General features: G+C 34.1%; 21 protein-coding genes, 1 tRNA gene and 4 pseudogenes. 13 read left to right on the plus strand and 13 right to left on the minus strand.

Annotation, left to right across the window (positions count from 1 at the left end):
• Positions 1-52: 52 nt before the first annotated feature.
• The 5 genes and pseudogenes from OOK99_RS07010 to OOK99_RS04595 all read left to right on the plus strand — a co-directional run.
• Positions 53-346: pseudogene (locus OOK99_RS07010) on the plus strand (ankyrin repeat domain-containing protein); the annotation flags it as partial.
• Positions 347-612: 266 nt separating this feature from the next.
• Positions 613-768 (plus strand): J domain-containing protein, encoded by a 156-nt coding sequence (locus tag OOK99_RS04580; protein ID WP_264719538.1) that lies wholly within the window; start codon positions 613-615, stop codon positions 766-768.
• A gap of 76 nt (positions 769-844) precedes the next feature.
• The gene (locus OOK99_RS04585; RefSeq protein ID WP_264719540.1) at positions 845-1561 is read left to right on the plus strand and encodes a hypothetical protein; all 717 of its coding nucleotides are present in this window, start codon (positions 845-847) and stop codon (positions 1559-1561) included.
• Positions 1562-1638: 77 nt separating this feature from the next.
• Positions 1639-4314 (plus strand): 2-oxoglutarate dehydrogenase E1 component, encoded by a 2676-nt coding sequence (locus OOK99_RS04590; RefSeq protein ID WP_264719542.1) that lies wholly within the window; start codon positions 1639-1641, stop codon positions 4312-4314.
• A gap of 194 nt (positions 4315-4508) precedes the next feature.
• On the plus strand, positions 4509-4715 hold the full coding sequence (locus tag OOK99_RS04595) for a hypothetical protein (RefSeq protein WP_264719543.1): 207 nt from the start codon (positions 4509-4511) through the stop codon (positions 4713-4715).
• 106 nt (positions 4716-4821) lie between these two features.
• On the opposite strand, the gene OOK99_RS04600 is transcribed toward OOK99_RS04595, so the two are convergent.
• The 4 genes and pseudogenes from OOK99_RS04600 to purH all read right to left on the minus strand — a co-directional run bounded on the left by OOK99_RS04600 (position 4822) and on the right by purH (position 9528).
• Positions 4822-5936, minus strand: a protein-coding gene (locus OOK99_RS04600; protein WP_214303219.1) for an IS3-like element ISWpi17 family transposase whose coding sequence is annotated in 2 segments (ribosomal slippage) — positions 4822-5663 and positions 5663-5936 — 1116 coding nt in all. Because the reading frame shifts where the segments join, the coding sequence is not laid out codon by codon here.
• 176 nt (positions 5937-6112) lie between these two features.
• A pseudogene (locus tag OOK99_RS04605) lies at positions 6113-6646 on the minus strand (PDDEXK nuclease domain-containing protein); the annotation flags it as partial.
• A gap of 52 nt (positions 6647-6698) precedes the next feature.
• Positions 6699-7525: pseudogene (locus OOK99_RS04610) on the minus strand (transposase).
• Between the two features lie 482 nt (positions 7526-8007).
• The gene (gene purH / locus OOK99_RS04615; protein WP_006013536.1) at positions 8008-9528 is read right to left on the minus strand and encodes a bifunctional phosphoribosylaminoimidazolecarboxamide formyltransferase/IMP cyclohydrolase; all 1521 of its coding nucleotides are present in this window, start codon (positions 9526-9528) and stop codon (positions 8008-8010) included.
• A gap of 152 nt (positions 9529-9680) precedes the next feature.
• On the opposite strand from purH, the pseudogene OOK99_RS07100 reads away from it, so the two are divergent.
• A pseudogene (locus tag OOK99_RS07100) lies at positions 9681-9836 on the plus strand (WPE palindromic element domain-containing protein); the annotation flags it as partial.
• A gap of 87 nt (positions 9837-9923) precedes the next feature.
• Here OOK99_RS07100 and fmt read toward each other — a convergent pair.
• The 6 genes from fmt to OOK99_RS04650 all read right to left on the minus strand — a co-directional run bounded on the left by fmt (position 9924) and on the right by OOK99_RS04650 (position 14187).
• Positions 9924-10823 (minus strand): methionyl-tRNA formyltransferase, encoded by a 900-nt coding sequence (gene fmt, locus OOK99_RS04625; RefSeq protein ID WP_064085375.1) that lies wholly within the window; start codon positions 10821-10823, stop codon positions 9924-9926.
• Between the two features lie 12 nt (positions 10824-10835).
• A complete protein-coding gene (rplT, locus tag OOK99_RS04630; protein ID WP_063630562.1) occupies positions 10836-11192 on the minus strand; it encodes a 50S ribosomal protein L20 in 357 nt (118 codons plus the stop codon).
• A 21-nt stretch (positions 11193-11213) separates the two neighbouring features.
• On the minus strand, positions 11214-11426 hold the full coding sequence (gene rpmI, locus OOK99_RS04635; protein ID WP_264719545.1) for a 50S ribosomal protein L35: 213 nt from the start codon (positions 11424-11426) through the stop codon (positions 11214-11216).
• A gap of 98 nt (positions 11427-11524) precedes the next feature.
• Positions 11525-11968, minus strand: coding sequence for a PAS domain-containing protein (locus OOK99_RS04640; RefSeq protein ID WP_264719546.1), 444 nt, complete (start codon positions 11966-11968; stop codon positions 11525-11527).
• A gap of 211 nt (positions 11969-12179) precedes the next feature.
• Complete coding sequence (locus OOK99_RS04645) at positions 12180-12941, minus strand: hypothetical protein (RefSeq protein ID WP_264719547.1); 762 nt, start codon at positions 12939-12941, stop codon at positions 12180-12182.
• Positions 12942-13230: 289 nt separating this feature from the next.
• Complete coding sequence (locus tag OOK99_RS04650) at positions 13231-14187, minus strand: hypothetical protein (RefSeq protein WP_017531827.1); 957 nt, start codon at positions 14185-14187, stop codon at positions 13231-13233.
• Between the two features lie 218 nt (positions 14188-14405).
• On the opposite strand from OOK99_RS04650, the gene alaS reads away from it, so the two are divergent.
• Positions 14406-17045, plus strand: a complete 2640-nt coding sequence (gene alaS / locus OOK99_RS04655; RefSeq protein WP_264719548.1) for an alanine--tRNA ligase — start codon at positions 14406-14408, stop codon at positions 17043-17045.
• Positions 17046-17256: 211 nt separating this feature from the next.
• Positions 17257-17328, plus strand: a tRNA-Asn gene (locus OOK99_RS04660).
• A gap of 87 nt (positions 17329-17415) precedes the next feature.
• Here OOK99_RS04660 and OOK99_RS04665 read toward each other — a convergent pair.
• Entirely contained in the window at positions 17416-18150 is a 735-nt protein-coding gene (locus tag OOK99_RS04665) for a leucine-rich repeat domain-containing protein (protein WP_264719549.1), read from the minus strand.
• Between the two features lie 195 nt (positions 18151-18345).
• Between OOK99_RS04665 and gpmI the strand changes: the two genes are divergently transcribed.
• Positions 18346-19854, plus strand: a complete 1509-nt coding sequence (gpmI, locus tag OOK99_RS04670) for a 2,3-bisphosphoglycerate-independent phosphoglycerate mutase (protein ID WP_264719550.1) — start codon at positions 18346-18348, stop codon at positions 19852-19854.
• On the opposite strand, the gene OOK99_RS04675 is transcribed toward gpmI, so the two are convergent.
• Both OOK99_RS04675 and fabD read right to left on the minus strand, forming a co-directional pair.
• On the minus strand, positions 19849-20634 hold the full coding sequence (locus OOK99_RS04675) for a hypothetical protein (protein ID WP_264719551.1): 786 nt from the start codon (positions 20632-20634) through the stop codon (positions 19849-19851). The genes gpmI and OOK99_RS04675 overlap by 6 nt on opposite strands.
• Before the next feature lie 13 nt (positions 20635-20647).
• Entirely contained in the window at positions 20648-21616 is a 969-nt protein-coding gene (gene fabD, locus OOK99_RS04680) for an ACP S-malonyltransferase (RefSeq protein WP_264720243.1), read from the minus strand.
• 125 nt (positions 21617-21741) lie between these two features.
• Here fabD and rpmE point away from each other — a divergent pair, with 125 nt between their 5' ends.
• From rpmE to OOK99_RS04700, 4 genes are all read left to right on the plus strand, one after another.
• Entirely contained in the window at positions 21742-21954 is a 213-nt protein-coding gene (rpmE, locus tag OOK99_RS04685) for a 50S ribosomal protein L31 (protein WP_006013575.1), read from the plus strand.
• 22 nt (positions 21955-21976) lie between these two features.
• Positions 21977-22762 (plus strand): NAD kinase, encoded by a 786-nt coding sequence (locus OOK99_RS04690; RefSeq protein WP_264719552.1) that lies wholly within the window; start codon positions 21977-21979, stop codon positions 22760-22762.
• A gap of 83 nt (positions 22763-22845) precedes the next feature.
• Positions 22846-24111: a hypothetical protein gene (locus tag OOK99_RS04695; RefSeq protein WP_264719553.1), complete on the plus strand. Its 1266-nt coding sequence runs from the start codon at positions 22846-22848 to the stop codon at positions 24109-24111.
• Positions 24112-24234: 123 nt separating this feature from the next.
• A complete protein-coding gene (locus OOK99_RS04700) occupies positions 24235-25251 on the plus strand; it encodes an extracellular solute-binding protein (RefSeq protein ID WP_264719554.1) in 1017 nt (338 codons plus the stop codon).
• Positions 25252-25271: the final 20 nt, after the last annotated feature.

Consider the following 25271-nt stretch of genomic DNA (forward strand, 5'->3'; position numbering starts at 1 on the left):
CCTACTCGGATCAACCATTTTTTTTTGGTCTAGTTTATGGGGTGCATTATAGCTATTAATAGAAAAAGGGGCAATTAAGTGTAGTAAAGATTATACCGCAATAGATATGTTTATTGACAAGGCTCATAGCAAAAAAAATATTGAAGAAAATTACAAAAAATTCTGTAGATTTTTGATGCTTTACTTGAAAGAGCTGCATAGTAAACACAAAGCCTTTTGTGTACTTTCAATCCTAGCTCTAAGCTTAACAATTATAGGTTTACCATTTATTTTCAAGCCTATTATTCAATATAGAGAAAGAAGTAAAATATATAAAAAAATTAGGGCTATGCTGATTTATATTTAAGTATAACAGGAGAACTAAGCTAATATATGACAATTATCTGCTCGATAAAAATGGAATTAAATGTATCCGTTTAGCAGAGTGGCAAAATAAAATAGACAAAACCATAAAAATAAATGGTGTCATGCACTGAACATTTGCTGTGCAGTTTACCTTCAAAAATGAATGTTCGTACAGTTGCGCAATAGGTCCATTCTAGAATAAAAAACTTTACTTTTTTGAAATTTTTATTACACTAAACTTAAGGTGTTTCATCAAGGAGTGGTTATATGAATAAAAATGAAGCTTTAAAAATATTGGACTTTAATCCAAGTGATAATCCTAGTAAAAGACAAGTAGTAATAAGATATAAGGAACTAGCACTTAAGTTTCATCCAGATAAAAATCAAGACAAAGAAGAAATAGGAAGAAATAGTAAGAAATGAATACGCAGAAAGATTTAAGCAAATAAAAAATGCATCTGAGTATCTTACTTCACTCAACTTAGAAAAGATATCAAAGATGAAATATGAAGATATAAGAATGATGACAGATGAGGAATTTGAAAGAACAACCAACATGACAGATGAAGAATTTGATGAAATGTCAAATGAAAAGTTTGATAGTTGGATATATACAACAAACAAAAGATTGATGAAAGATTTAAATGAAATTAACTCTGCTAATGATCTAGTGTTATCTTTAAAATTCGCTACCTTAAACAAAGATGTAGCTTATATCAAGCAGGCAGTTTCTAAATTTAAAAGCAGCAAGAATGGGCAGTTTGGTGACTATATAAATAGATCTGGTCTATTATTTTTTGCTGTATCACATAGAGATATTGAACTTACAGAGTTTCTCTTAAAAAAAGGTGTGGATCCTAATACAGAAATTAGCGAATTATTCTTGCGGAACGATAAGATTAAAAAGCTGTTAATTGAGTATGGGAGATATGATAAATCCAGTGTACTTGGTCAGTTCGCACTTGCAGTTCTAGCAGGTTCCATGGCTTTTGCGATTTACTCTTCATGTGATGCCTCTTTCTTATGTTATGCGAGAGTGGCAGCATTTGCTCTTGCTGGAGTTTTTCTTGTTGCAAACGCTATACATGATGTGTTTTATGCACAAACAAAATGGCCCTCTCCTGATTTTGATGAAGTTAGTACTGAAAAAGTAGTAACTAATGTTGAGCTAAATGCTGAAGGCAATTCTCGAGAAAGCGGTAATGCATTAGCTTAATCTACAGAGATCAAAAAAGTTCTTTTTTAAAAAACTTAAGTTATACTTATAAGTATTTGATATCTTTTGTAGTGATTATGCTAAGTCTAAGCTGCCTTTATGGTGATAATGCAGAGTTTGTAGAAGAAATGTATAGCCGTTATCTGCAGGGCGATAAATCAATCGGGGAGGATTGGTATAGAATTTTTTCAAGCAATTTAGAAGTTAATAAAGCGGAGGCCTGCGGTGCACAACATGTAACTAAGGTGGATGATTCAGTTTCTAGTTTAGCAAATTTTTTCAGATCTTACGGTCATTTTTTTGCGGACTTAAATCCATTATCACCGAATGTAAATAAAGAAATAGATTATCAGAAATATTTGAATATCTCTCCAGCGTATGATGCTGGAATCTATAGAGATATTTACTGCAAGAATATCGGTTTTGAATTTATGCATATTTCCTCTTATGAGGAAAGAGTTTGGCTGCAGGAGAAAATTGAAAATCAGGTCTATACGCTAAGCCCTCAGGATAAAAAAGAAATACTGAGGCACTTGATCGAATCTGAGATGTTCGAGCAATTTCTCCATATGAAATTTCCTGGATATAAGCGTTTTTCTATCGAAGGTGGGGAGTCAGCCATTGTTGCAATTGAAAGAGTTATTAGTGATTCTGCAGCTTTTGGTATTGAAGAAATAGTTCTTGGTATGGCCCACCGAGGACGGCTCAATGTTCTAACCAAAGTGATGGGAAAAGATTATGCGGCAATGCTGTCTGAATTTCAAGGTAACCTTGCATATCCAAGTGGTCTTGAGGTGTCTGGTGATGTCAAATATCACCTTGGTTACTCTTCTGATCGAGCACTTGCTGGTGGTAAAAAAATACACTTAAGTTTATGTCCTAACCCATCTCACCTTGAGGCGGTAAATCCGGTTCTAGCTGGAAGAGTAAGGGCAAAACAAAATACGAGATCTGTGCTTGGAATATCAATTCATGGTGATGCAGCTTTTATCGGGCAGGGAGTGGTTGCTGAAACTCTGACTTTGAGCAACATTGAAGGTTATAAAGTTGGTGGTATCGTGCATATTGTCATCAATAACCAAGTTGGTTTTACTGCGAATCCTCGTTGTGCACGCTCTTCTTTTTATTGTACTGATGTAGCAAAATCAATAGAAGCTCCAATATTTCATGTTAATGGAGATAATCCAGAAGCCGTGAGTTTTGCCGCGAGTTTGGCAATGGAGTATGTGCAGAAATTTAAAAAGGATGTGGTGATTGACATAATATGCTACCGCAAATATGGCCATAATGAAGGCGATGAACCAAATTTTACTCAGCCACTTATGTATAAAGCAATATCAAGGCATAAAACTCCGGGAACAATTTACGAAGAGAAGCTGGCTGCAGAGAAAGTCCTAATTAGTGATGAAGTAAGTAAATTGCGCAGCGAATTTAGGGTAAGGTTGGATAAAAGTCTTGCTGAGTCAGTGGCTTACACTCCAAAAAAAGCTGACTGGTTTGATGGAGTGTGGTCGAAATTAAGAAGAGCAAAGTTGAACGATTTGAGTGAATATTATACGGACTCTGGTGTTTCACCAGATGAGCTAAAAAAATTAGGTGTACACATAAATAGCAATATTCCAAGTAATTTTAATTTCAATAATAAAGTCAGAAGAATACTTGATGGTAGAATAGACAGTATAAATTCCGGTAGCAACATAGACTGGGCAACTGCTGAAAGTCTTGCATTCGCATCATTGCTTAGAGAAGGAATAGGAGTGCGCTTGTCAGGACAAGATTCTGGTCGCGGCACCTTCTCGCACCGTCATTCAAGGCTTGTTGATCAAGCAACGGAGGAAGAGTTTATTCCACTAAACAACATAAGTGAGAAGCAAGCTCGCTTTGAAGTTATAGATAGCGCACTCTCTGAGTATGCTGTGATGGGTTTTGAATATGGATATAGCCTTGACTCTCCATATTCACTGGTGCTCTGGGAAGGGCAATTTGGTGATTTTGCAAATGGTGCGCAAATCATGATCGACCAGTTTATTGCATCAGCAGAAACAAAGTGGTTGCGATCAAGTGGTCTAGTTTTACTTTTGCCTCATGGTTATGAAGGGCAGGGGCCTGAGCATAGTTCTGCTCGTATAGAGAGATTTTTGCAACTCTGCGCAGAGGATAATATGCAAGTAGTTAATTGCTCTACTCCAGCAAATTACTTTCATGTTTTGCGCCGACAAATTAATCGAGATTTTCGTAAGCCTTTAGTGGTGTTTACACCTAAATCACTATTGCGTCATAAAAGCGCAGTTTCTAACCTTTCTGACTTTGAAGGAAAATTTCTTACGGTAATTCCAGAGTGTAGAAAAGGTTTAGTTGCAAGTGATAAAATACGTAAAGTTGTAATATGTAGTGGTAAAGTTTATTACGACATAATTGAAATGCTTGAAGCACAAAAAATAAACGATATAGCAGTAGTGCGTTTAGAACAATTTTATCCATTCCCGGCCGATAAACTAGGCAGTGAACTTGAAAAATATAAGAACGCTGAAATTACATGGTGTCAAGAGGAACCAAAAAATATGGGAGGATGGTTCTTTGTCAACCCATTGATAGAAGAGGTATTGTCTGGCCTCAATGCTCAAGCAAAAAGACCTAAGTGCATTGCAAGACCTGCTGCTGCATCTCCTGCATGTGGTTATGCTAATGTCCATGCTCAACAACAAGCAGAAATTTTGAAGCAAGTTGCACAGGCACAACTGTACAAACACTGAGCGGCTTCAAGCAGACTTATTAATTAGACTCTAGCACTTAGATAACTTACAACAATTAAACCTTTTATATACTCATACAAATATAAAAAGACTTTTATTTTTTTATAAAAGTATAATATTTATTAAGATTTTCATTTATTTTTCTCAAAGTAGTTAATATAGTAAATATTAATATTAATTAATATCAGATATATATGAAGAAAGAAATATTTGAGAGGCTAATAGGGCAAACTAAGCTACGCAGCAATAGCAAGGCTGAAATCATACAATTAAATAGAAGCGAGAAGGCTTTTATAGATGAGGATAAAAAGTCTATAGAATTAGCTGAGGCTATTTTTGCAGAAAATAATATGTTTCATTTTCGCAAACCAGGTCCTGCTACGGATTACATTTTGCTATAATGCACCCATTTGTCTAGACCATTTTTTTCAAAGTGATCCGATTTTTAAAATGAATATGTTGATAAATACGTCGACACACATTTAAAGTATTTATCAATATATTCATTTACTGTTTATGATAATAAAGATCAGCAGGAACTTTATAATGTAGAGTCTGATGTCGCCTTCTATAGTTATACCAAGCAACAAAATCATTTATTATAAGATTTAAATCTCTGATACTATTTGGTCTATAATAATATATAGCTTCTTGCTTTAAAGTTCTCCATAAGCGCTCAACAAATATATTGTCGAAGCAACGTCCTTTATGGTCCATACTGATTTTAATATTAGCACGCTCTAATTCCATAATAAAGTTGTAGCTAGTAAACTGCACCCCCTGATCACTATTAAAAATCTCAGGTTTACCTTGTTTTAGAGCTTCTTTGAGAGTATAAAGGCAAAATCCAGCATCGAGATATGGTGATAATGAATGAGCAATAATATAGCGACTATACAAGTCCATTATTGCCACAAAATAGATAAACTTACCTTCTACCATAATATATGTTATATCAGTAGCCCATACCTGATTAACTCTACAAATAATCAAATCTTTGAGTAAATAAGGATATATTTTATGCTTTTTTTCTTTAATACTTGTATTACATCTTTTTCTACAATACAGCCCACTAATCTTCATTTTTTTCATAATTCTTAAGATTTTTTTGTGATTGACTACTACTCCACTCGCTATGATTTCAGCAGTAATTTTACGATATCCATAACGGCAATCAGAAGCCAAATATACTTCTTGAATCAAATTTGCTACTTCACTTTCGTTATTAATTATAGGCCTATAATATAGGCTAGATCTGCAAATCCCCAATAAATCAGCCTGTTTCCTAATTGACAGATCAGAATCTTTTTCTATAAACCTTACTCTATCTTTTTTGCTTATTTCAGTAATTTTTTTTTCAAATAGCTATTTTCCACTGTCAATTCTCCTATTACTTTATGTAAACTTTCTATTTCTTGCGCTAAGATTCTTTGTTTTCTCGCACTTTCACTTTCTTCAACAAATAGGTCTTTTAACCTTGCCAATACTCTATCACGCCAATCATATAGATTTGTTGATGGTATTTTATATTCACTACATATCTCAGCTGTGCTTTTTTGATTTTTTATTGCTTCCAAAGCTATCTTTGCTTTTAACTCTGGTTCATATTTTTTTGTTGCCATACTTTTACCCCTTTACCTTCCTACTCGGATCAACCATTTTTTTTTGGTCTAGTTTATGGGGTGCATTATAGTTTTAATATTTTTGTTTGTATTGTACTCATTTCTAACACTCCTTTCTTTTATTATTTTATAACTTACTTTTTTAAAGTGTCAGATCAAATCTTGTTTAATACAAATAAATCTATGTAGAAATCGTCATCGCCAACATCTAAATGAAATTGTCTACCAACAAACGCAAAGCCTTCTCCTAGCTCAAGTAAAAACTTCTCTACATGGCCTACAAGTCCTTTTTCTACTTTTCTTTCATGAGCACCCTTTCCTATACTTAAAAAGTCAAAAATATATGGATCTTTTAATGTATAGTGTGCTAGATCTGATTGAGGTGAAGGTAACTTCTCTTTAAAATTAGTGATAGCCTTTCCCTGACGCTTATGCAGCCCAAGTTCAATCTGCATTACCATGATGTTTCTTGACCAGCCATGTTCAATTGCTTCTTTTATATAAAACAACCTTGTTTCTCGACTCTCTATCTTTTCTAAAAGAGTAACATTATGGTACCAAGTTAATTGTGCAAGAGGCTCCTGCACAAATTCAATATCAGAATACTCCTCAGCAAACTTACGCATATACTTCAAATTTCTAGGACTAAAACCTTTCATTTCTGGAAATGCGCTTCTTAAATCCTTACTTAGCTGATCTATAGACCTGCTGCGGATCAAGCGATAAAAAGAAGGAAAGGAGGGTGACTAAAATGAAGGTTAACTAAAAGGCGTGCTTAAGATTTACAATACCAGCAATAATATTGAACCTCAGGTTATATTTTTTCTGAAAATTGCGATAAACATTCGACATAATCTTAAATATCTTTATCTCTCGGATCTTGTTTTCTACTCTCATTCTAAATGATTTCTATTATGCTCTTTCTGCTCTGGAGTTAATGGCTTTTTACGATACTTTTTATATGGAATTATAACATTGCTTTGCAATTTTTGCCAACCTTGATATCCAGAATCGGTATGTTTTATGCTATCAAGTGGTAAATATTTTTCTTGTTTCCTTATGCGAAAATCACTAATTCTACCACGGTATGACTTTGACACTGATAAAATTCTTCCTCCTTCTTCGATAATAATCTCAGTTTTCATAGTGTTGGTTCTTTTTTTTCCTGAATATGATTTCTTCCGTTTTTTACTATCTTCTGGTCTCTGTATTTGCTGTTCTGTAACATCAGCCAAAATCTTCAGTATTTTTTCTGGCGTCATACTTCTATCTTTTGTTATAGTCACTTTTTTGGCAAGTAATGGCTCTATTCTCTTAAGTAACCTACATACATTTGCATTGTGTACATTGAATAGGCATCCTAAAAATCTATGCGTTATGTAAGTGTGATAGTACAAAATTACGCAAAACAACTTATCTTCCAGAGTTGGTAGTTTTGATCTTCTACCATGACACTTTTTCTGTTTTTCAAGTTTTTCCCATCCAGACCTCACTTTTTCCACTACTTTTTTGAACTCCTCTATAGTTAAACCTGTTATATTACGAAAGTTTCTTGGGTGTTTTTTCATATTATAGTAACTAAAGCTCATTTTTTTCCTTACTTGATCTGCTTATTCTTCTTCTACCTCTCTCACATCATTTTTTCAATCACCTTTTGCAGCAGGTCTTTTGATGCAATTTGTAACCCCTATATCACCCCAAATTATAGCTTTTATGAATCATCAATTACTCAATTTTCTCTTCCTTTTCTGTTTCAATTATTTGCCATTTCATTGAAAAATTTGTTGAGGTAATTTGATAAGCAAGTTATTTTATTCATCATTAGTTCTCTCACTAAAATATATCCGAGAGAATTTTATATCTTCTTATCCTATCTTCTTCATACCTTTATTTCCTTAACTTGACCCTTATGCTTTTTTGAACGTTCCCTTTTTAGATTTAGAAAAATATTAGAGCATTAAACTGTATTAAACAAGATTCTGATAGTTAGTTTTGACTACGTCGATTCTTCTGTAAGATTAAGTCTTGTCTTTTACAACTGTGGGGGTATAATTTTGACAGGATACAAAGCTTAATGGAGAAAGTTACGAACATCAGTGAAAAACATGGCAATTTTATTCTCATTTGCAGCTGCTATCACGTCTTGATCTTTCAATGAGCCACCTGGCTGAATTATAGCTGTAATTCCATGCTTTGCACTCTCTACTATACTATCTGGAAATGGAAAAAATGCATCTGAAGCAAGCGCTGCGCCTTTACATTTTTCACCTGCTTTTTTTACTGCAATATTCACACTATCTATTCTGCTTGTTTGTCCTGCACCGATGCCAATAGCACAACCGTCTTTTGCTATCACTATTGCATTGGATTTTACATGTTTACATATTTTCCAAGCAAAAATAAGATCTTCCTTCTCTTTTTTTGTTGTAGTGCATTCTGTCACTCGGTTTATTTCTTCTACTTTTACTGTATGGTTATTATTTTCTTGCACTAAGAACCCGCCAACAACATTTTTGATTTGATATTTTGCATTTTGCTGAAGAGATTGATGAATAATCACTCTTAAATTTTTCTTTTTTTGTAAAATTTTTAGTGCCTCATTGTTTACCGATGGTGCTATCACCACTTCCAAAAATATCTCGTTTAATTTCTCTGCTAGCTTTAAATCTATCTCCCGATTGAAAGCAACTATTCCACCAAAACTGCTTATTTCATCACATGATAGAGCTTTTTCATATGCTTTTAAAGCACTATCACTAACAGCAGCGCCACATGGATTATTGTGCTTTATTATCACTGCTGCAGGTTCTTGAAACTCAGAAATTATGTTAAGTGCAGACTCTATGTCGACTATATTATTATAGCTCAACTCTTTTCCATGTATTTTCTCCAGTGGATACTTGCTAAATTGATTGCTATAAAATGCAGCTTTTTGATGAGGATTTTCACCATATCTGAGTCCTTGTGCTTTACATCCATATAAAGTAAAAAACTCTGGTAACTCATTGCTTTTACCCTGTGATAAAAACCAATTGTAAATATTAGAATCATACTGTGCAGTCAGAGCAAATGCTTTAGTTGCTAGATGTTTTCTATATTCTAATGTTGTCTGATTGTTATTTTTGATCATCTCAGCTTTCAGTGTTTCGTAATCTTGAATGCTAGAAATCACTGAAGTGAAATGAAAGTTTTTTGCTGTAGCTCTAATTAATGCTACTCCACCTATATCTATTTGTTCTATGATTTGCTTCTCACTTGAGTTGCTATTAACCGTTTTCCAAAATGGATATAAGTTAGTTATAAGCAGATCTATCGGCTTAATTTCTAGATTCTGCATTTCCTTTTCGTGCCTTTTTCGATCACAGAGTATTCCTCCATGAATTTTAGGATGTAAAGTTTTCACTCTGCCATCTAGTATTTCTGGAAATTGTGTGTAATCTGAAACTTCTTGCGTTTTTATTCCCGCACCTGATAGCACTTTATAAGTATTCCCTGTTGAGAGAATTTCTATTTGTTGCTGCATCAAAAACGATGCAAGTTCAATTATATTTGTCTTATCGTATACTGATATTAAAGCTCTTTTAATTTTCATATGGAAGGTTTCTTAAGATTATATCTAAGAAAAGAAAATTTGTCTATATATAGCTACTACGTCATACCACTGCGGTATCTCGTTGTAGATTCCGCTAACAAGCACATAGCTGTACGAACATTGTGATACAAGAGACCAAGAAAGATGTCATCCCAGTCCCCAGACACTGGGATCCAGAAAACTTCACTTTAAATGAGCACACCAGGTGGCTGTACAATAGAAACTGGATTCCAGTGTCAAGCACTGGAATGACACCATCTACTACTCAAATTACCTGCAAATTGCAATGTTCGTACACCAAAACGCGGTATCTTGTTGTAGATTCCGCTAACAAGCAGCGGAATACCAAATTGTAGAAGTTGCTTTAGCTCTCCTCACCCTCCTTTCAAAGTAGTCTATTCTATAAATTTTTTTGTTAAACTTGATTTTAAGCCACGAACAAAATCTTTAATATCGCAAGGATTTCTTCCTTCCATTTGTACAACTTTAGGAATTAAAGTACCACCTTTTAAACTTATATGCATATTATCATTAATGATCTCACCTTGTCCTGAAGTGAAGGCTTCAAATTCAGCATCAAGTATCTTGATACGTTTATTCTCTACCTTAATAAATGCTTTTGGATAAAATGCTTTAACCTTTCTATAAGCAATTTCACAGGCGTCACTTGCGTAAATTTTATAGTCTTTTACTTTGTCAGCATAGCACGCATCGTTATCGCTCTGTTTTAAGGGAACTTGCTTTTCAATTTCGTTTAGTACTTTCAGCAGTAAATCACTACCTAATTCAGACAATTTATCATACAACGTCTTATAATTATCGCTTTTTTCAATAAGAAATTTTTTCTGTTTTAAAATAGGGCCAGAATCTAATCCTTCATCTAGCTGCATAATGCTAACTCCGGTTTCTTGATCTCCGGCTAAAATTGTGTGCTGTATCGGAGCTGCACCGCGCCACCTAGGCAGCAATGATGGATGAATATTAATACAACCATATTTGGGAATATTTAAAATTTCTTTTGGAAGTATCAATCCATACGCAGCAACAACTGCAACGTCTGGCTTAAAATTTCCAAACTTTTCTTGCTCTATCGAAGATTTTAAAGAGGCAGGAGTGCATACCTCTATGTCACTTTTTTCAGCAACGATGTGTACTGGGGATTTTGTTAACCTCTGCCCACGTCCAGAAGGTTTTGGAGCTTTGGTATATACTGCTACTATTTCACTCTGTAATTTCAATAGTAAGTTTAACGCACCAACAGCAAACTCCGGTGACCCCATGAAAATAATTCTCATGGTGTTTTTGCTTTAAGCTAACTTACTATTTACAATTTCTATTAATTTAGCAAAATCATCCTTATGATTAACAGCCATCTCAGCAAGAATTTTCCTATTTAAATCAATTTCAGCAAGTTTAAGACCATGCATAAATCTACCGTAAGTAAGTCCATGTTCTCTTACTGCTGCATTAATACGTATTATCCACAAACCACGAAAATCACGTTTACAGGTTCTTCTGTCTCTGTAAGCATATTGGAGTGCTTTTTCAACTCTTTGTAATGCAATTCTATAACAATTTTTTGCCCGTCCTCTATAACCCTTTGCTAGTTTCAATATTTTTTTATGACGAGCATGAGTAGTGACTCCACGTTTTACTCGAGCCATTTTTATTTTACCTCCATTTTGTTAAATACCATAAGGCATATAAAGCTTAACTATACGCGAGTCAGATTTACTAAGAATCGTCGTACCACGCTGATTACGAATATTAGATTTACTTCTCTTTACCATACCATGTCTTTTACCTGACTGAGTAGAGATGACTTTACCCTTAGCTGTAAGGCGAAAGCGCTTTTTAACAGAAGATTTGGTTCTTAATCTTAATCTTATTCTCTTCATATTCCAAATAAATTTACAAACACTACTATTGAGTTCTTTAATAGTAATTAAGTATGAGTATAGATAATTTTATTAAAGAATCAAATTAAAATTGTATATTAAAGGAGTTTAAAAGTAATTACGCCCAATATGTGTGTTATACCTTCTTTATTCCCAAGTGGCAACAATACTTGCCTCATTTTAACACTTTCACTTTCTTCCTCTTCATTGATTGGGCATTTACTCTCTATTACAGTCTCAAGTTTATCAATAACTGCATCTATTTTATATAGCCGCAAAAATGGTGCATCAATTGCATACTTATCATCGATGTACATCTTTTTTTCAAAACCATAGAATTCAATAGCTTTTTCTCCTGCATTTTCACAAATATAACCTCGATCTTTAACTTCAATGATAAAACAATGCTGCCATGACTCCATGATTTCTGCAGTGTCTATTTCATGTCTTTCTGGCCATTCTCTATCTGATCCTTTTATATCACTCCAATGTTGAGTAACTATATTCACTATTCTTCTTTCTTTGCCTGCATAATTTTCCATTCGAAATTCCACATATAAAACACAGATATGAGGTAAATTTATCGTGAATGTATTGATTTTTTCTTACTAAAGGATGTAGATTATTGAAAATTCTCATCCTGTTTACACAACAGGTAATGATAAATTAAGTATAATAATTAGAGCATAAAAATTATTAAATGAGGAAACTGTAAAAAAATAATAAAAAAATTCTATTTTTGCAATATTTTGGCTAACGAATAGAATTAGTTCCACTTTCTAAAGTTATTGCACTTAATAAATAACTAGATGGAGTTTCTTCCTTAGCACTACTATGGCTTTTATTTTTTCTATTATAAAACCAACATTTAAATAGTACAGCTGCTGCGATAGCTGCTACCAAAGCTACTGTTACTGCTAACATACCTACTGTGAACACTATATTATTTTTCTCGTTTGAAGGTGTTTCCAATAATTTAAACTCTCTCAAGTTTGTATCATGAATCATAGGATTACCCAAAATATTCGTCGTATTTTGAACACTTTCTATATTTCGCATTGTAATTCCATTGCTAGCGTTTGATTTTTTCATTTCTTCCATTACTTGTTTTAAGTTTGGTAGTTCTGCTGTTGTATTTTCAATATCACCAGCTTCCAGCTTTTGCAAGTTCTCATTACTCAAAAACTCTTTGAGATACTTTTCATAAAACTCTTTGGCATTATATCTTTTATAACTTCGTATTTTTCCACTCTTGAGATCAGAAACAATATCATCAATCATCACTTTTGGATTTTCTGCATGCACTATTTCTCCTTCAGCAACAAGAATACGATAAGATGTATCGTCAAGCATACATACATACTTAAGTTTTAAATCACCTCCTCCCAATAGAAAATATATTGTTCTGTTTTGTTCTACATCTCGCAATTCTGATTCAATACTAATCCATCTATTCCTTTTTTCCTTATTGATTGATCTTTTTTTTCCTACAGTATTTTTAAATCTTCTTGACATATATGACCCCCAAGCTGACCAATATTTCCTTATGTATAAAAGATAAATTATTTAAGTCCACATCTTTTCACTAAGATTTTTATATTTTTATTATACTAAATAATACATATATTAGTATCTGAATTTCTCATTGCAATTTATTATACCTTAGTAAAAACGATATAAAATTAGAGAAAGAGTTATAAAATTTTTTGTAAGACAGGAAAATTTCTTCTCCTTTGGTTCCAGAGCATATAAGTGCTGTAAGAGCTAAGTTGATGGCACTGTTGTGCCATCAAACTCTGGAATCTTACTCGACACTAATCTGAGAAGATAGATGTGCTACCGATGTAGCATTGCTGAGCAAAGATTCTATTTCTGATGTAGATCCGGAATGCTCAAATTGAGCTTGTTCAGGAAGGTTTTTCATCGCTTTTTCAACATCGTAGCTACCTTCCCTATTTTTTCTATGCCATACAAAGTATCCTAATCCTGCAAAAGCTACTGCTAGCACTCCACCCAATATACCACCAGCAATCCCTGCTATTCCTATATACTGTCCTCCATTTATTTCGGGTAATTTAGGCCCTTCCACATCTGTGCTATTAAATATAGAATGATCTAACACTTCTTGTGAATTACTATCAAAACGGGAAACACTACTTATATCTTCAGGAGTAATTCCATAACTAGCATTTGATTCTTCTATTTCATTTATTACGTCATTAATCTCTTTAGTAGTTACTTTGCTTGATGCAAAATCGAATTCTTGTTTTGTTAAAGAAGCTGATTCGATAGTTACATCTTCCTGCATCTGATAATCAATTTCTTCAGTAGTAGATTCTCTCAATTGGCTATTTTCATCAGTTCTTTCTTTTAGCTTTTTTGAACTATCCTTACCCAATTCATCTACAAGGTTTTTTAGATATATTTTCTTAAATTCTCTATAATTATATTCTTTACCTTTTTCTATTTCTCCACTCTTAAGACCTAAAATAATTCCATCTATTGTCGATTCACGAATTGCTTGAGGAATGTCTATTGAATTTACTATTCCTGTAACCAAGCCTATCTCAGCTGCTCTAGAAGATATAGAGAGGTCTTTTACTGTTAAATTCTCTCCTTTAATTAAAAATTCTACTCTTCTGTTTTGTTTTATACTTTCCAAGTCAGATACAATTCTAATTGTTGGACCATCCATCTCCTGCTTATTTGTTGTTTCTCTCTTTCGCATGCTATTCTTAGTGTTTTGGAATTTTTTTGGCATTTCACACTCCTTAAATGAATTAATAAAAGTATTATTTGAATTAACAAATACTTCTCTATGTTAGTGGATAAAATATTTAAACCTATATCTTTTTATTAAAATTTTTATGTAAAAGTTACCTTTATTATACTAAGTAATGTATATATTAATATTTAGATTGATAAATTGATTTTACTTCTGTTACAACTTATTATGCATAGATAACCTCAGTAAAAACGATGAAGCTAAACGAAATTAGAGAAAGATTTATAAAATTTTTTGTAAATAATAATCATGAGCAAGTTCCTTCTTCTCCTTTGATTCCAGAGCATGATCCAACACTCATGTTTACAAATGCTGGTATGGTACAGTTCAAAAACATCTTTACCGGCACGCAAAAAACTGAAATGAAACGTGCCGTCTCAAGTCAAAAGTGTCTCAGAGCAGGTGGTAAACACAATGATCTTGAAAATGTTGGCTATACATCTCGGCATCACACATTTTTTGAAATGCTCGGAAATTTTAGCTTTGGTGATTACTTTAAAGAAACTGCGATAGAATTTGCGTGGAAATTTATTACTGAAGAATTGTCTCTTGATAAAAACAGACTATCCATAACTGTTTACCACACTGATGATGAAGCATATGAAATTTGGCGTAAGATAAGTGGCTTTTCAGATGATAAAATCATAAGAATTACAACAGATGATAACTTTTGGAGCATGGGCAATACTGGTCCATGTGGCCCATGTTCTGAAATCTTTTACGATCATGGAAATTCCGCTTTACATGAAGACGACAGAATTGTTGAAATTTGGAATCTGGTATTCATGGAATTTAATAAAGATGAAGAAGGTAATTTACAAAAATTACCAAAAAAATGCATCGATACCGGAATGGGTCTTGAAAGAATAGCAGCTGTTATGCAAAACGTCCATGATAACTATGATATCGACCTATTTTCTGCTCTAATCAATAAATCTCAAGAATACTGTGGAAATAAGGAAAACAAAGTAGCTCATAAGATTATCGCAGATCACCTTCGTGCAGCTGCATTTCTCATCGCAGAAGGAGTGCTTCCTGGAAACGAAGGCAGGAATTACGTATTACGCAGATTAATTAGGAGAGCAGCACGTTATATCCACCTACTTGGATATAATGATTCTTTATTGCATCTTGTTTTTCCTGCACTCATAGATGGCACAAATTTGGCTTATATGGGAGATGTTTATCCAGAGCTAATCAGAGCTAAAAGCTTAATAGAAACGACGTTAAAATCAGAGGAAGAAAACTTTAAAGACACTTTAATGAAAGGCATTAATCTCTTGGACAAATTTACTGCAGATTTAAAATCAGGTGACACTCTATCTGGAGAATCAGCATTCAAACTATATGACACTTATGGATTTCCTTTGGATATCACACTTGATATTTTGAAAGAAAGGAAAATAAATTTTGACCAAAAAGGTTTTGATAATGCAATGAAAGAGCAAAAAGAAAGAGCACGTGCTAATTGGACTGGATCTGGTGAAAAGTCTGTTGAACAAGTATGGTTTAATTTAATCGATCAGTTTGGCAAAACGGAATTTGTTGGTTATGAACGTGATGAAGTAAAGGATGCAACAGTACTCGCAATAATTTCCTCTAAAAATGAATTAATTGATTCTGCAAAAGAAGGAGAAAAGATAACTATTATACTTGATAAAACACCTTTTTATGGAGAGTCAGGTGGACAAGTGGGAGATATTGGAAAGTTCCTTCTTGTCATCCCAGTACTTGATACTGGGATCCAGATTCCAGCGTCACGCGCTGGAATGACACCAGATTTAGGCGTAATCATAGTGGAAAATACCAACAAGATTAATGACCTATATTTACACAGATGTATAGTGGAGTCTGGTTCAGTTCGTAAAGGTGATACAGTTACAGCTAGTATTAACAAAAAAAGAAGACAAGACTTAAGCAGAAATCATTCAGCTACACATCTTCTACACTTTGCACTCAGAAAAATCTTAGGTGATCACGTTACTCAAAAAGGTTCTCTAGTCGCACCAAATAGACTAAGATTTGACTTTAGTCACAATAAGCCAGTCACTCAGGATCAGCTGTCTTCAGTAGAAGATATAGTAAACTCTCTAATCAGAGAAAACCTTTCTAGGTCTACAAAAGTTCAAGGTATGGATCAGGCAATAGACGAAGGAGCGATGGCCTTATTTGGTGAAAAATATGGTGATAAGGTTAGGGTTATAAAAATTGGAGACTCAAAAGAATTATGTGGCGGTACACACGTGGAACGTACTGGAGAAATTGGTTTGTTTAAGATAGCAGCAGAATGTTCCGTTGCATCTGGAGTAAGAAGGATCGAAGCTTTAACCGGTCAAGAAGCAATTAATTATGTACGCAATAACGAAATTAGCTTAAAAAAAGTTGCAGAATGCGTAAAAGCACCAGCAAATGAAATAATAAGTCGACTCAGTATTTTAAGCCAAGAGCGCAAAGAATTTGAAACCAAAATAAAAAATCTTTATAAAAAGATTATCAGTGTAGAAAATATAAAAAGTACTGAAATAAATGGAATAAATTTCGTAAGCCACACTTTTACTGACGTTCCAGGAAGTATCATAAGGGAATTTGCTCTACAGCAACAAAAACCGAAAACTGTAATAGCCTTCATGGTAACAGAAAAGGATAAAACAGTTTTGATTGTCAAAGTAAGTAAAGATTTAACTAATAAGATCAATGCAAAAGAGCTAGTATCTACTGTAACCAGAAGGGATTGCGGTGGAAATGCCGAACTTGCCCAAACAGGCTGTGATAACAATAAAATAGATGATGCCATTACAGCAATCCATAGCAAAATAACAGCTTGCAAAAACTAATACACCCTACTACCTCGATATCTTTTAACCGTAAACGGAATCGTCAAGGTATTATGCAAATAGGGGTAGAGAAGACTTAACTGTCAAATGAGCATATCAGGTAATAAGAACTGGATTACAGCTCCATGCTCTGGAATGATATCTAGGTTTAAAGTCCACATAAAAACCATTTACAATCTACGTTCAATATGATAAGTTGAAAACAGTTTATTCCTCGGTAGCTCAGTGGTAGAGCAGTTGGCTGTTAACCAATTGGTCGCTGGTTCGAATCCGGCCCGGGGAGCACTATTTTATACAATCTGTACATTTCACTTTTAGCCCAAAATTCACTACCTTTTTTTTGTCTCTTAAACAGACAAAACGTGTGAAGTTATATAGTTTTAAAGCCTTTACTGTCAAAATGCAAAGATGTCTGCGCTTCACTTAGCTTGCTATCTGGCTCCTCTCCTATTTTTCTTTTATTACATTTCCTTTTTAATTGAGGAAGGACATTTTTTGGCAATGTTTCATCAATACTGCAATAATTGTAAATGAGCGAAGTAAGACGCACCAAATTTCCACTCGCCAAAGTCTGTACATCTCTGTAATTAATGCTGTTATCATATACTTTAAGTGTAATAAGATTTTTAAGATTTCCACTTGCTAAAGCCTCTGCACCTTCATTACTGATTTCATTCCATCCTAAACTCAGTAAAGTAAGCTTTTGAAGGTTTCCACTTGCTAAAGCTTTTGCCCCCCTATCGCTAATTTTATTATCATATAATTTAAGCTCAGTAAGACTTGTAAGATTTCCACTTGCTAAAGCCTCTACACCTTCATCACCAATTTCGTTTCCTCCTAAATCAAGCGAAGTAAGATTTATAAGATTCCCGCTTGCTAAAATCTTTGCACCTTCTGTACCAACATAACTGCAACTTAGATCAAGTGAAGTAAGATGAGAAAGCTGAGCTAATTCTTTTATAACCTCATAATTAATTTTTGAACATCGTAAAATAAGTCTTGTAATGTTTGTATTGTTTTTTAAAAAGTTTACTAATCTATCAACATTAATTATAGCACCTGATGTTGCTAAAGTATTATCCTTTACATATTGACTATAACTCATTTGACCTCACTATTAAAGCTATGCAAGTGTTTTAGTAAACACTTCAGCAACTGTCAATCACTTTAATAAAATATTTTATGAAAAACTTCATATACCATTGCCTCCAAGCAGCTTTTTCTATCTCTTATTTTAACACAAAAGTTGTGAGAAGAGTTTGTTTTTGGTACCATTGAGGGTTTCGATGTTAACTTTTATATGAACTTTAAATCAGTCGTTTTATGTATACTAGATGGCTGGGGTAATGGAATAGAAAATAGTAAATACAATGCTATTAGCAATTCAAATCCACCTTGTTGGCAACATATTAGCTCTAATTATCCAAAGTGCAGTTTATCTGCCTGTGGAACTGATGTTGGATTACCAGAAGGCCAAATAGGCAATTCAGAAGTTGGCCATATGAATATTGGCAGTGGTAGAGTGGTAATGCAAAGCCTTCAGCGTATTAATCAAGAAATCGAAACGATAGAAAATAATGCAAATCTACAGAATTTTATTAATGATCTAAAAAGTAAGAATGGCATATGCCATATAATGGGATTGATATCAGATGGTGGTGTTCATTCGCATCAAAAGCACATTTCAGCTTTAGCAAACAAGATATCACAGCGCGGAATTAAAGTTGTAATACACGCATTTTTAGATGGCAGAGATACATTGCCAAATTCAGGGAAAAGATGCATTCAAGAATTTACAGAAAGCATAAAGGAAAATGATATAAGAATCGCCACTGTCTCTGGGCGTTATTATGCTATGGACCGTGATAATAGGTGGGAAAGAACAATTGAAGCTTATGAAGCCATCGCATTTGCAAAGGCGCCTCGTTATGATTATGCAGTATCGCTTATTGATGAAAATTATCAAAATAATATAACCGATGAATTTATCAGGCCCGCAATAATAGGCGATTATCAAGGTATAAAACCAGAAGATGGATTGCTATTGGCTAACTTTCGTGCTGATCGAATGATACAATTGGCAAGTATTTGTCTTGGTAAAGCAGGCTATACTGAAGTGGCAAAATTCTCTTCAATTTTAAGTATGATGCAATATAAAGCGGACTTAAAAATCCCTTATCTCTTTCCTCCTGAATCTTTTGCCAACACTTTGGGACAGATAATAGAAGACAATAAATTACGGCAACTGCGCATTGCAGAAACTGAGAAATATGCGCATGTGACTTTCTTTTTTAATTGTGGAAGAGAAGAACCTTTTTCTGGTGAAGAAAGAATACTAATTCCTTCACCAAAAGTTAAAACTTATGACCTGCAGCCTGAAATGTCAGCCTTTGAGCTCACAGAAGAGCTTGTAAAAAAAATTCATTCTCAAGAATTTGCGCTGATAGTTGTAAACTACGCTAACCCTGATATGGTGGGACACACAGGTAATATAAAAGCAGCCAAGCAAGCTGTGCTCGCTGTAGATGATTGCCTTGCAAAAGTACTCAGCGTTGTCAAAGAAGTGGGTAATACTGCACTCATTGTTACAGCAGACCATGGTAATGTGGAATGTATGTTCGATGAAGAAAATAACACACCTCACACAGCGCACACTCTAAATAAAGTTCCATTTATTATATCTTGTGAAAATTTAAAACTGAGAGATGGAAAATTATCTGATATTGCTCCTACTATTTTACAGCTACTTGGACTCAAAAAGCCAAATGAAATGACAGGTAGTTCGTTAGTGCGTTCCATGTTGCTATAACTCTATTGTTAAGGGTTGAGGAAATAAAACACTGTGTATAGAAGATAGCATATCTATTTGCTGCTCTAAATGATCATGCTCAGCTTCCACATTAGAGTACCGAATATTATTCTTCCCTACATATACAGATAAAGAACCATCATCTTCAACTGCTTTGTTATTTTGCAATACTATATTAAAAATTTCTTTCTGTTTTAAAGCATCGAACCAATCTTCAACTGTCGTATAGAAAAACTCACCCGTTCCACTTTCCGGACACACTTCTGGAGAAATCTTTAGCACATCATGAGAAAGTGGTGGGGAAAAATAGCTCTTGAATGAGTAGCTGGGAGAATTGTAGTTATTGTGCAGAGCGATAACGTGATCTTGACCAGGAAGTAAAAAATCTAAAATTCTTTCTGCAAAGTTTCTAACAGCTCTCAAAGCATCTTCTGAAACACTGCCAAACTCTCTTAAGCTAGCTTCTGCACCTACATCATCAAACATGCGATTGGGATCGAATTCATACCGCTCACCATTTAAGTAAAATTCTACATTACGCGGAGTACCATCACCATGAGTAATGTATAGCATTCTTCCACCAAACTGCTGGAGTATATGCTCACCAGCCCCTTTTGAAGTTACTTCATTTTGATGCACATTAATAAAATTGATCCCACTTGTATCGCTACTTTTAATAAAAAGCTTAACCGTGGTATCACCCAACGCTAGATCATATTCTTTAGTGTCGATGTTTGACATTCCGCTGCTATCAATAATCAAAGCAAAAAAATAGTACAAATTTTACTTTATGTTAGTTATAAGCTTTTATTTTTAAATTTTTTGCTGTCAACATTAATGATTCATCAAAGAAGCTATTAATATCACCAATACTATCTATATTTTTCACACTGATAGATTGGTCAATTCTTTTAACTAAATTGGATAAAACTTTGTTAGGGCCAACTTCAACAAACTTATTAGTGCCATGGCTTGTCATATATAAAACCATCTCTCTCCATCTTACTCTACTTACAACTTGCTTAGCGAGCAAAGCTCTTATGATCTCTGGATCACTTTCTTCCTTAGCTGTAACGTTTGATACAAAAGGAATCGAAGGGCGAGTTATGTTGATGCTTTTTAAAAATTCCAGAAGTTTTTCATCAGCAGGTTTCATAAAAGATGAGTGAAAAGGCCCACTAACTTGTAATTTTATCATTTTCTTGACACTTGAGTTTTTGAATAAATCAGGTAAGACCTCAAGAGCCTCTGCAGTACCACTCACCACTACCTGCCCACCACCATTATCGTTTGCAATTTCACAATCAATTTGAGCTGATTTTAATATACCTTCTACTTCGCTTATTTCTGCTCCAAGTAGCGCAACCATTCCACCTTTACATTTCAGTGAAGCTTCATGCATTGCTTCGCTACGAACTTTTAGCAATTTGACCGCAGACTCAAGCGTCAATGCCCCTGCAGCACACAGCGCTGTATACTCGCCAACTGAATGCCCACAAACATACTGAACGCTGTAAAGAGATTCACCAAATACGTGCTTCATAACACGTAGCGTTGCAATTGACACTGCCATTATAGCTGGCTGAGCGTTTTCCGTGATGGTTAATTTCTCAATAGGGCCATTGAAAATCAAATGAGACAGCTTTCTACCCAATATGTCATCTACTTCATCAAATACGTTCCTTGCAACTGAAAATTCATCATATAAGCTCTTTCCCATTCCTACAAATTGGGAGCCCTGACCAGGAAAAGCAAAAATCATAAAAAATTTTTCATTCTTCATTGAGAATACTACTTTATTTATTTTTTGTCAATATTTCACAATAATGATTGACCAAATGAACCAGATTCACTAAAATCTTAGCTGGTAAGAAATTTGTAAGAACAATGGCAGAAATCGATTATCACAAAGTTACTATAGTTATGACAGATGGTCAAGAGTTTGAAACTTATTCCACTTATGGAAAAGAAGGTCAAAGAATAAAGCTTGATAGAGATCCTCTTACTCATCCTGCATGGACTGGAAGTTTGACAAGCGGTTCAGGGGAGAAGGATAGTAAAATAGCTAAGTTTAATGATAAATACGGGAGTCTTTTTTAGTTCCTCCCCTCTTTGATTTAACATGTATAAATATAAAAATGTAGGCTATATTGCTTCTTCGCTACCCAAGTCTCAGGAAGTATCTAAACTACTACAGAAACTCAATTTTATCAATATAGCAGAAGCAGGTAAGCATGAAGTTGATCTGCTGATAGTTGTTGGTGGCGATGGTTTTATGCTACGCACCCTACACAACTACGTCATAGGAAATAAAGATATACATGTGTATGGAATAAATACCGGTAATGTCGGGTTTTTAATGAATAAATGTTTTAAAGATCTAATTGATCATATAGAACATGCAGTTCCTACTCAGCTAACTTTACTAAAAATGGAAGCCACAGACATAAGTGGCAAAAAACACCATTACATCGCAGTAAATGAAGTGTATGTCTTTAGAAATGCAAATCAAATAGTGGAGATGAATATTACCATTAATGATAAGCTAAAAGTAGAAAAATTCAGAGGAGATGGAATTATATTGTCTACCCCAACAGGCAGCACTGCATATAACTTCTCTGCCGGTGGGCCAATCTTACCACTTAATTCAAATTTACTTGCACTGACTTCCATCAATAGCTACTACCCAAGGCGTTGGAATGGAGCGCTAATCTCAAATGATACAATAGTGCAAATTGATATCAATGATGTGAAAAATCGTCCAGCACTTGTAGTATCAGATTACAAGGAATTTCACGACATATCGCAGGTAAAAATACAGAAAGATCACGAAAATACAGTCACTCTACTTTTTGACAAAGATTGCCCTTTGAATGAAAGGATCTTTGATCAGCAGTTCTTATACTAATATTTATTCTTAAATTAGTATTCACTATATCTTAATAACTATAGCGTAATTAAAAGAGCATTGTAATTAACTTTGGAGCAAATATGCCTGGATCAGCAAACGTAGGAAACGTCAGAACAACTGAAAGAGGTGGAATAGAACAAACAATTCCACCACAACCACAACCTCGCAAAACAACGAAACAAACAAATGGTGAAAATGAAATTTTACAACATACAAGTTCGGCTAGCGAATCAAGTTCTTATGAAGAAAGGCAAGAAGGATCGAATGTGAACAGTTCAGAACCTCTTTATGCATCAATAGATATAAGTAAAAAAACTTTGAAAAAGAGTTCAGATAGTGAAGTAGATAATACAAACCTAAGCAAATCATCTTCTCAAGAAACAGTATACAGCGAACCTTGGAATAGTCAAAAAACATCAGAAAATTTAAAAGAAAGAGTGAAGGAAAATCCAACTCCTCCACCATCATATCAAACAGATGGCTCTGAAAAATCTTTGCTTGGAGATAATAAAAAGACAAACAGATTTTTACAGAAAGTAAAATATACGATGCAAAAGAAGAAAGTTACAATGCCTTTTGTAGGCCTTGTTACGGCGTGTTGTATTACAGCAATCGTTTTAGCTGTGAAGCAAAGAGAATTCATTGGATTCATCGGCAGCGTAAATCCTGTTACTATATTCGGCGGGGTATTAGCGTCTTGTTTAGTCTTGGGAATTACGTGGGAACTTATGCAAGCAGTCCGTACTAAGGAGCACAAGATTACAGAAAGAGATACCAAAAAAGTTTTAGATGAAATATTAGATACACTTAAGCAAGATGAGAAATGCATCAAGTCTTTGGTATTAAAATATAGCAACGGTAATCGTGTTTACTTTACGTTTCACTCTCTTCCAGAAAAAGCAAAAAGTAATTCAAACATCGTAGAACTTACAGGCCAGCCAATCTATTACAAGAGTAAAGTAAATTCATTAATCAATGATAGAATATGGCTTCCTATCTTAGCAACAGTTCTTATTACTGGAAACATAACCTTCCCTTTAGCACTTTATTCAACAGGTGGTTTGAGCAATATAGTAAGTTCATACACAAATCCTACTATTTACTGGCCAATCGTTGCAATTTCAAGCACTCTACTGCTTTTCACTTTAGCTTGCACAATTCATCATTGGAGCAAAACTGATTTTAAAGATTATTTGTTATTACATAAACAAAATGCTAATAGTGAAAATCCTAATGAAACAGCTATTAAAACTGTAAAAAGCAGTCAAGAAAAGATTAGTTCAAAATTGTTACAAGTAGTTGCTGAACGATGTGGCCATCCAGATATTACTTATATTATTAATTAAATCTGGCTCGTACTTCTTTTTATCGCTATTCCAGTACTGTAACTGCAACGTTTTGAAGATTTACACTTGCTAAGACCTTGCTATTTTGATAGCTTGAGATGATGAAAAGGAAGGGATTTGTTTATGAAAAAAGGTTTAATATTTATATCTTTAGTAGCGGCTTTATTGATAGTCGTTAATTTTTTATATAAAAATAGCGGAATTGATGATTCACAAGTAGTAAACGTTTATTCATCTCGTAAAGAAGAATTAGTACATAGTTTGTTTGATGATTTTACAAAAACCACTGTTATCAAGGTACGTTATATCATTGACGATTATTCTCAATTGCTTTCACGCATGGAAAATGGTGGTGAAGCTGATTTGTTTTTAACTGCAGATGCGGTGAATTTGATTTTAGCCAAAAAAAGAGGGCTCTTATCTCGAGTGGATTCAGAGACTCTAAAAAATGCCATACCTGCAAAATTTAGAGATAATGAAGATTATTGGTTTGGTCTCACAAAAAGAGCTAGAATATTGGTTTATAATAAAGAATCAGTAGATCCTAAGGAATTAAGTACCTATGAAGATTTAGCGGATGAAAAATGGAAAGGGAAAATATTAGTACGCTCTTCCACAAGTCCATATAACCGATCATTGATCGCTTTTATGATTGCAAAAAATGGTTTTGAAAAAACAAAAGAATGGGTTAGTGGAATTGTAAGCAACATGGCAAGAAAACCAAGCGGTGGTGACACAGATCAAATTTATGCTGTAGCCGCTGGTGAAGGCAATGTTGCAATAGTAAACAGCTACTACTTTGCAAGAATCCTTTCATCAGAAAATAAAAAGAATATCACAGAAAAGTTAGGAGCTTTCTTCCCGAGTGATGGTGTAATGGTGAATCTTAGTGGTGCAGCAGTAACAAAAAACGCAAAACACAGAGAAAATGCTATAGCTTTATTGGAGTTTTTTGTAAGCAGGCAGGCTCAAGAATTATATGCTAAAAAAAATCAAGAATATCCCATTGTTGAAGGTATTGAAACTTCTGATACATTAAAATCTTGGGGAAATTATCCACAAAGTGATCTACCTATAAGTGAGCTTGAGAAGCACCTTTTTGAGGCTGTGATGATAGCAGATGAATGTAAGTGGAAATAAAATTTTATAGCTTCCTTCTA

The sequence above is a fragment of the Wolbachia endosymbiont (group B) of Eucosma cana genome, from assembly GCF_947250645.1.
Classification (GTDB): Bacteria; Pseudomonadota; Alphaproteobacteria; order Rickettsiales; family Anaplasmataceae; genus Wolbachia.

Coding starts and splice junctions, on each gene's coding strand:
- OOK99_RS04580 (WP_264719538.1), top strand. CDS start 613: ATGAATAAAAATGAAGCTTTAAAAATATTGGACTTTAATCCAAGTGAT.
- OOK99_RS04585 (WP_264719540.1), top strand. CDS start 845: ATGAAATATGAAGATATAAGAATGATGACAGATGAGGAATTTGAAAGA.
- OOK99_RS04590 (WP_264719542.1), top strand. CDS start 1,639: ATGCTAAGTCTAAGCTGCCTTTATGGTGATAATGCAGAGTTTGTAGAA.
- OOK99_RS04595 (WP_264719543.1), top strand. CDS start 4,509: ATGAAGAAAGAAATATTTGAGAGGCTAATAGGGCAAACTAAGCTACGC.
- purH (WP_006013536.1), bottom strand. CDS start 9,528: ATGAAAATTAAAAGAGCTTTAATATCAGTATACGATAAGACAAATATA.
- fmt (WP_064085375.1), bottom strand. CDS start 10,823: ATGAGAATTATTTTCATGGGGTCACCGGAGTTTGCTGTTGGTGCGTTA.
- rplT (WP_063630562.1), bottom strand. CDS start 11,192: ATGGCTCGAGTAAAACGTGGAGTCACTACTCATGCTCGTCATAAAAAA.
- rpmI (WP_264719545.1), bottom strand. CDS start 11,426: ATGAAGAGAATAAGATTAAGATTAAGAACCAAATCTTCTGTTAAAAAG.
- OOK99_RS04640 (WP_264719546.1), bottom strand. CDS start 11,968: ATGGAAAATTATGCAGGCAAAGAAAGAAGAATAGTGAATATAGTTACT.
- OOK99_RS04645 (WP_264719547.1), bottom strand. CDS start 12,941: ATGTCAAGAAGATTTAAAAATACTGTAGGAAAAAAAAGATCAATCAAT.
- OOK99_RS04650 (WP_017531827.1), bottom strand. CDS start 14,187: ATGCCAAAAAAATTCCAAAACACTAAGAATAGCATGCGAAAGAGAGAA.
- alaS (WP_264719548.1), top strand. CDS start 14,406: ATGAAGCTAAACGAAATTAGAGAAAGATTTATAAAATTTTTTGTAAAT.
- OOK99_RS04665 (WP_264719549.1), bottom strand. CDS start 18,150: ATGAGTTATAGTCAATATGTAAAGGATAATACTTTAGCAACATCAGGT.
- gpmI (WP_264719550.1), top strand. CDS start 18,346: ATGAACTTTAAATCAGTCGTTTTATGTATACTAGATGGCTGGGGTAAT.
- fabD (WP_264720243.1), bottom strand. CDS start 21,616: ATGATTTTTGCTTTTCCTGGTCAGGGCTCCCAATTTGTAGGAATGGGA.
- rpmE (WP_006013575.1), top strand. CDS start 21,742: ATGGCAGAAATCGATTATCACAAAGTTACTATAGTTATGACAGATGGT.
- OOK99_RS04690 (WP_264719552.1), top strand. CDS start 21,977: ATGTATAAATATAAAAATGTAGGCTATATTGCTTCTTCGCTACCCAAG.
- OOK99_RS04695 (WP_264719553.1), top strand. CDS start 22,846: ATGCCTGGATCAGCAAACGTAGGAAACGTCAGAACAACTGAAAGAGGT.
- OOK99_RS04700 (WP_264719554.1), top strand. CDS start 24,235: ATGAAAAAAGGTTTAATATTTATATCTTTAGTAGCGGCTTTATTGATA.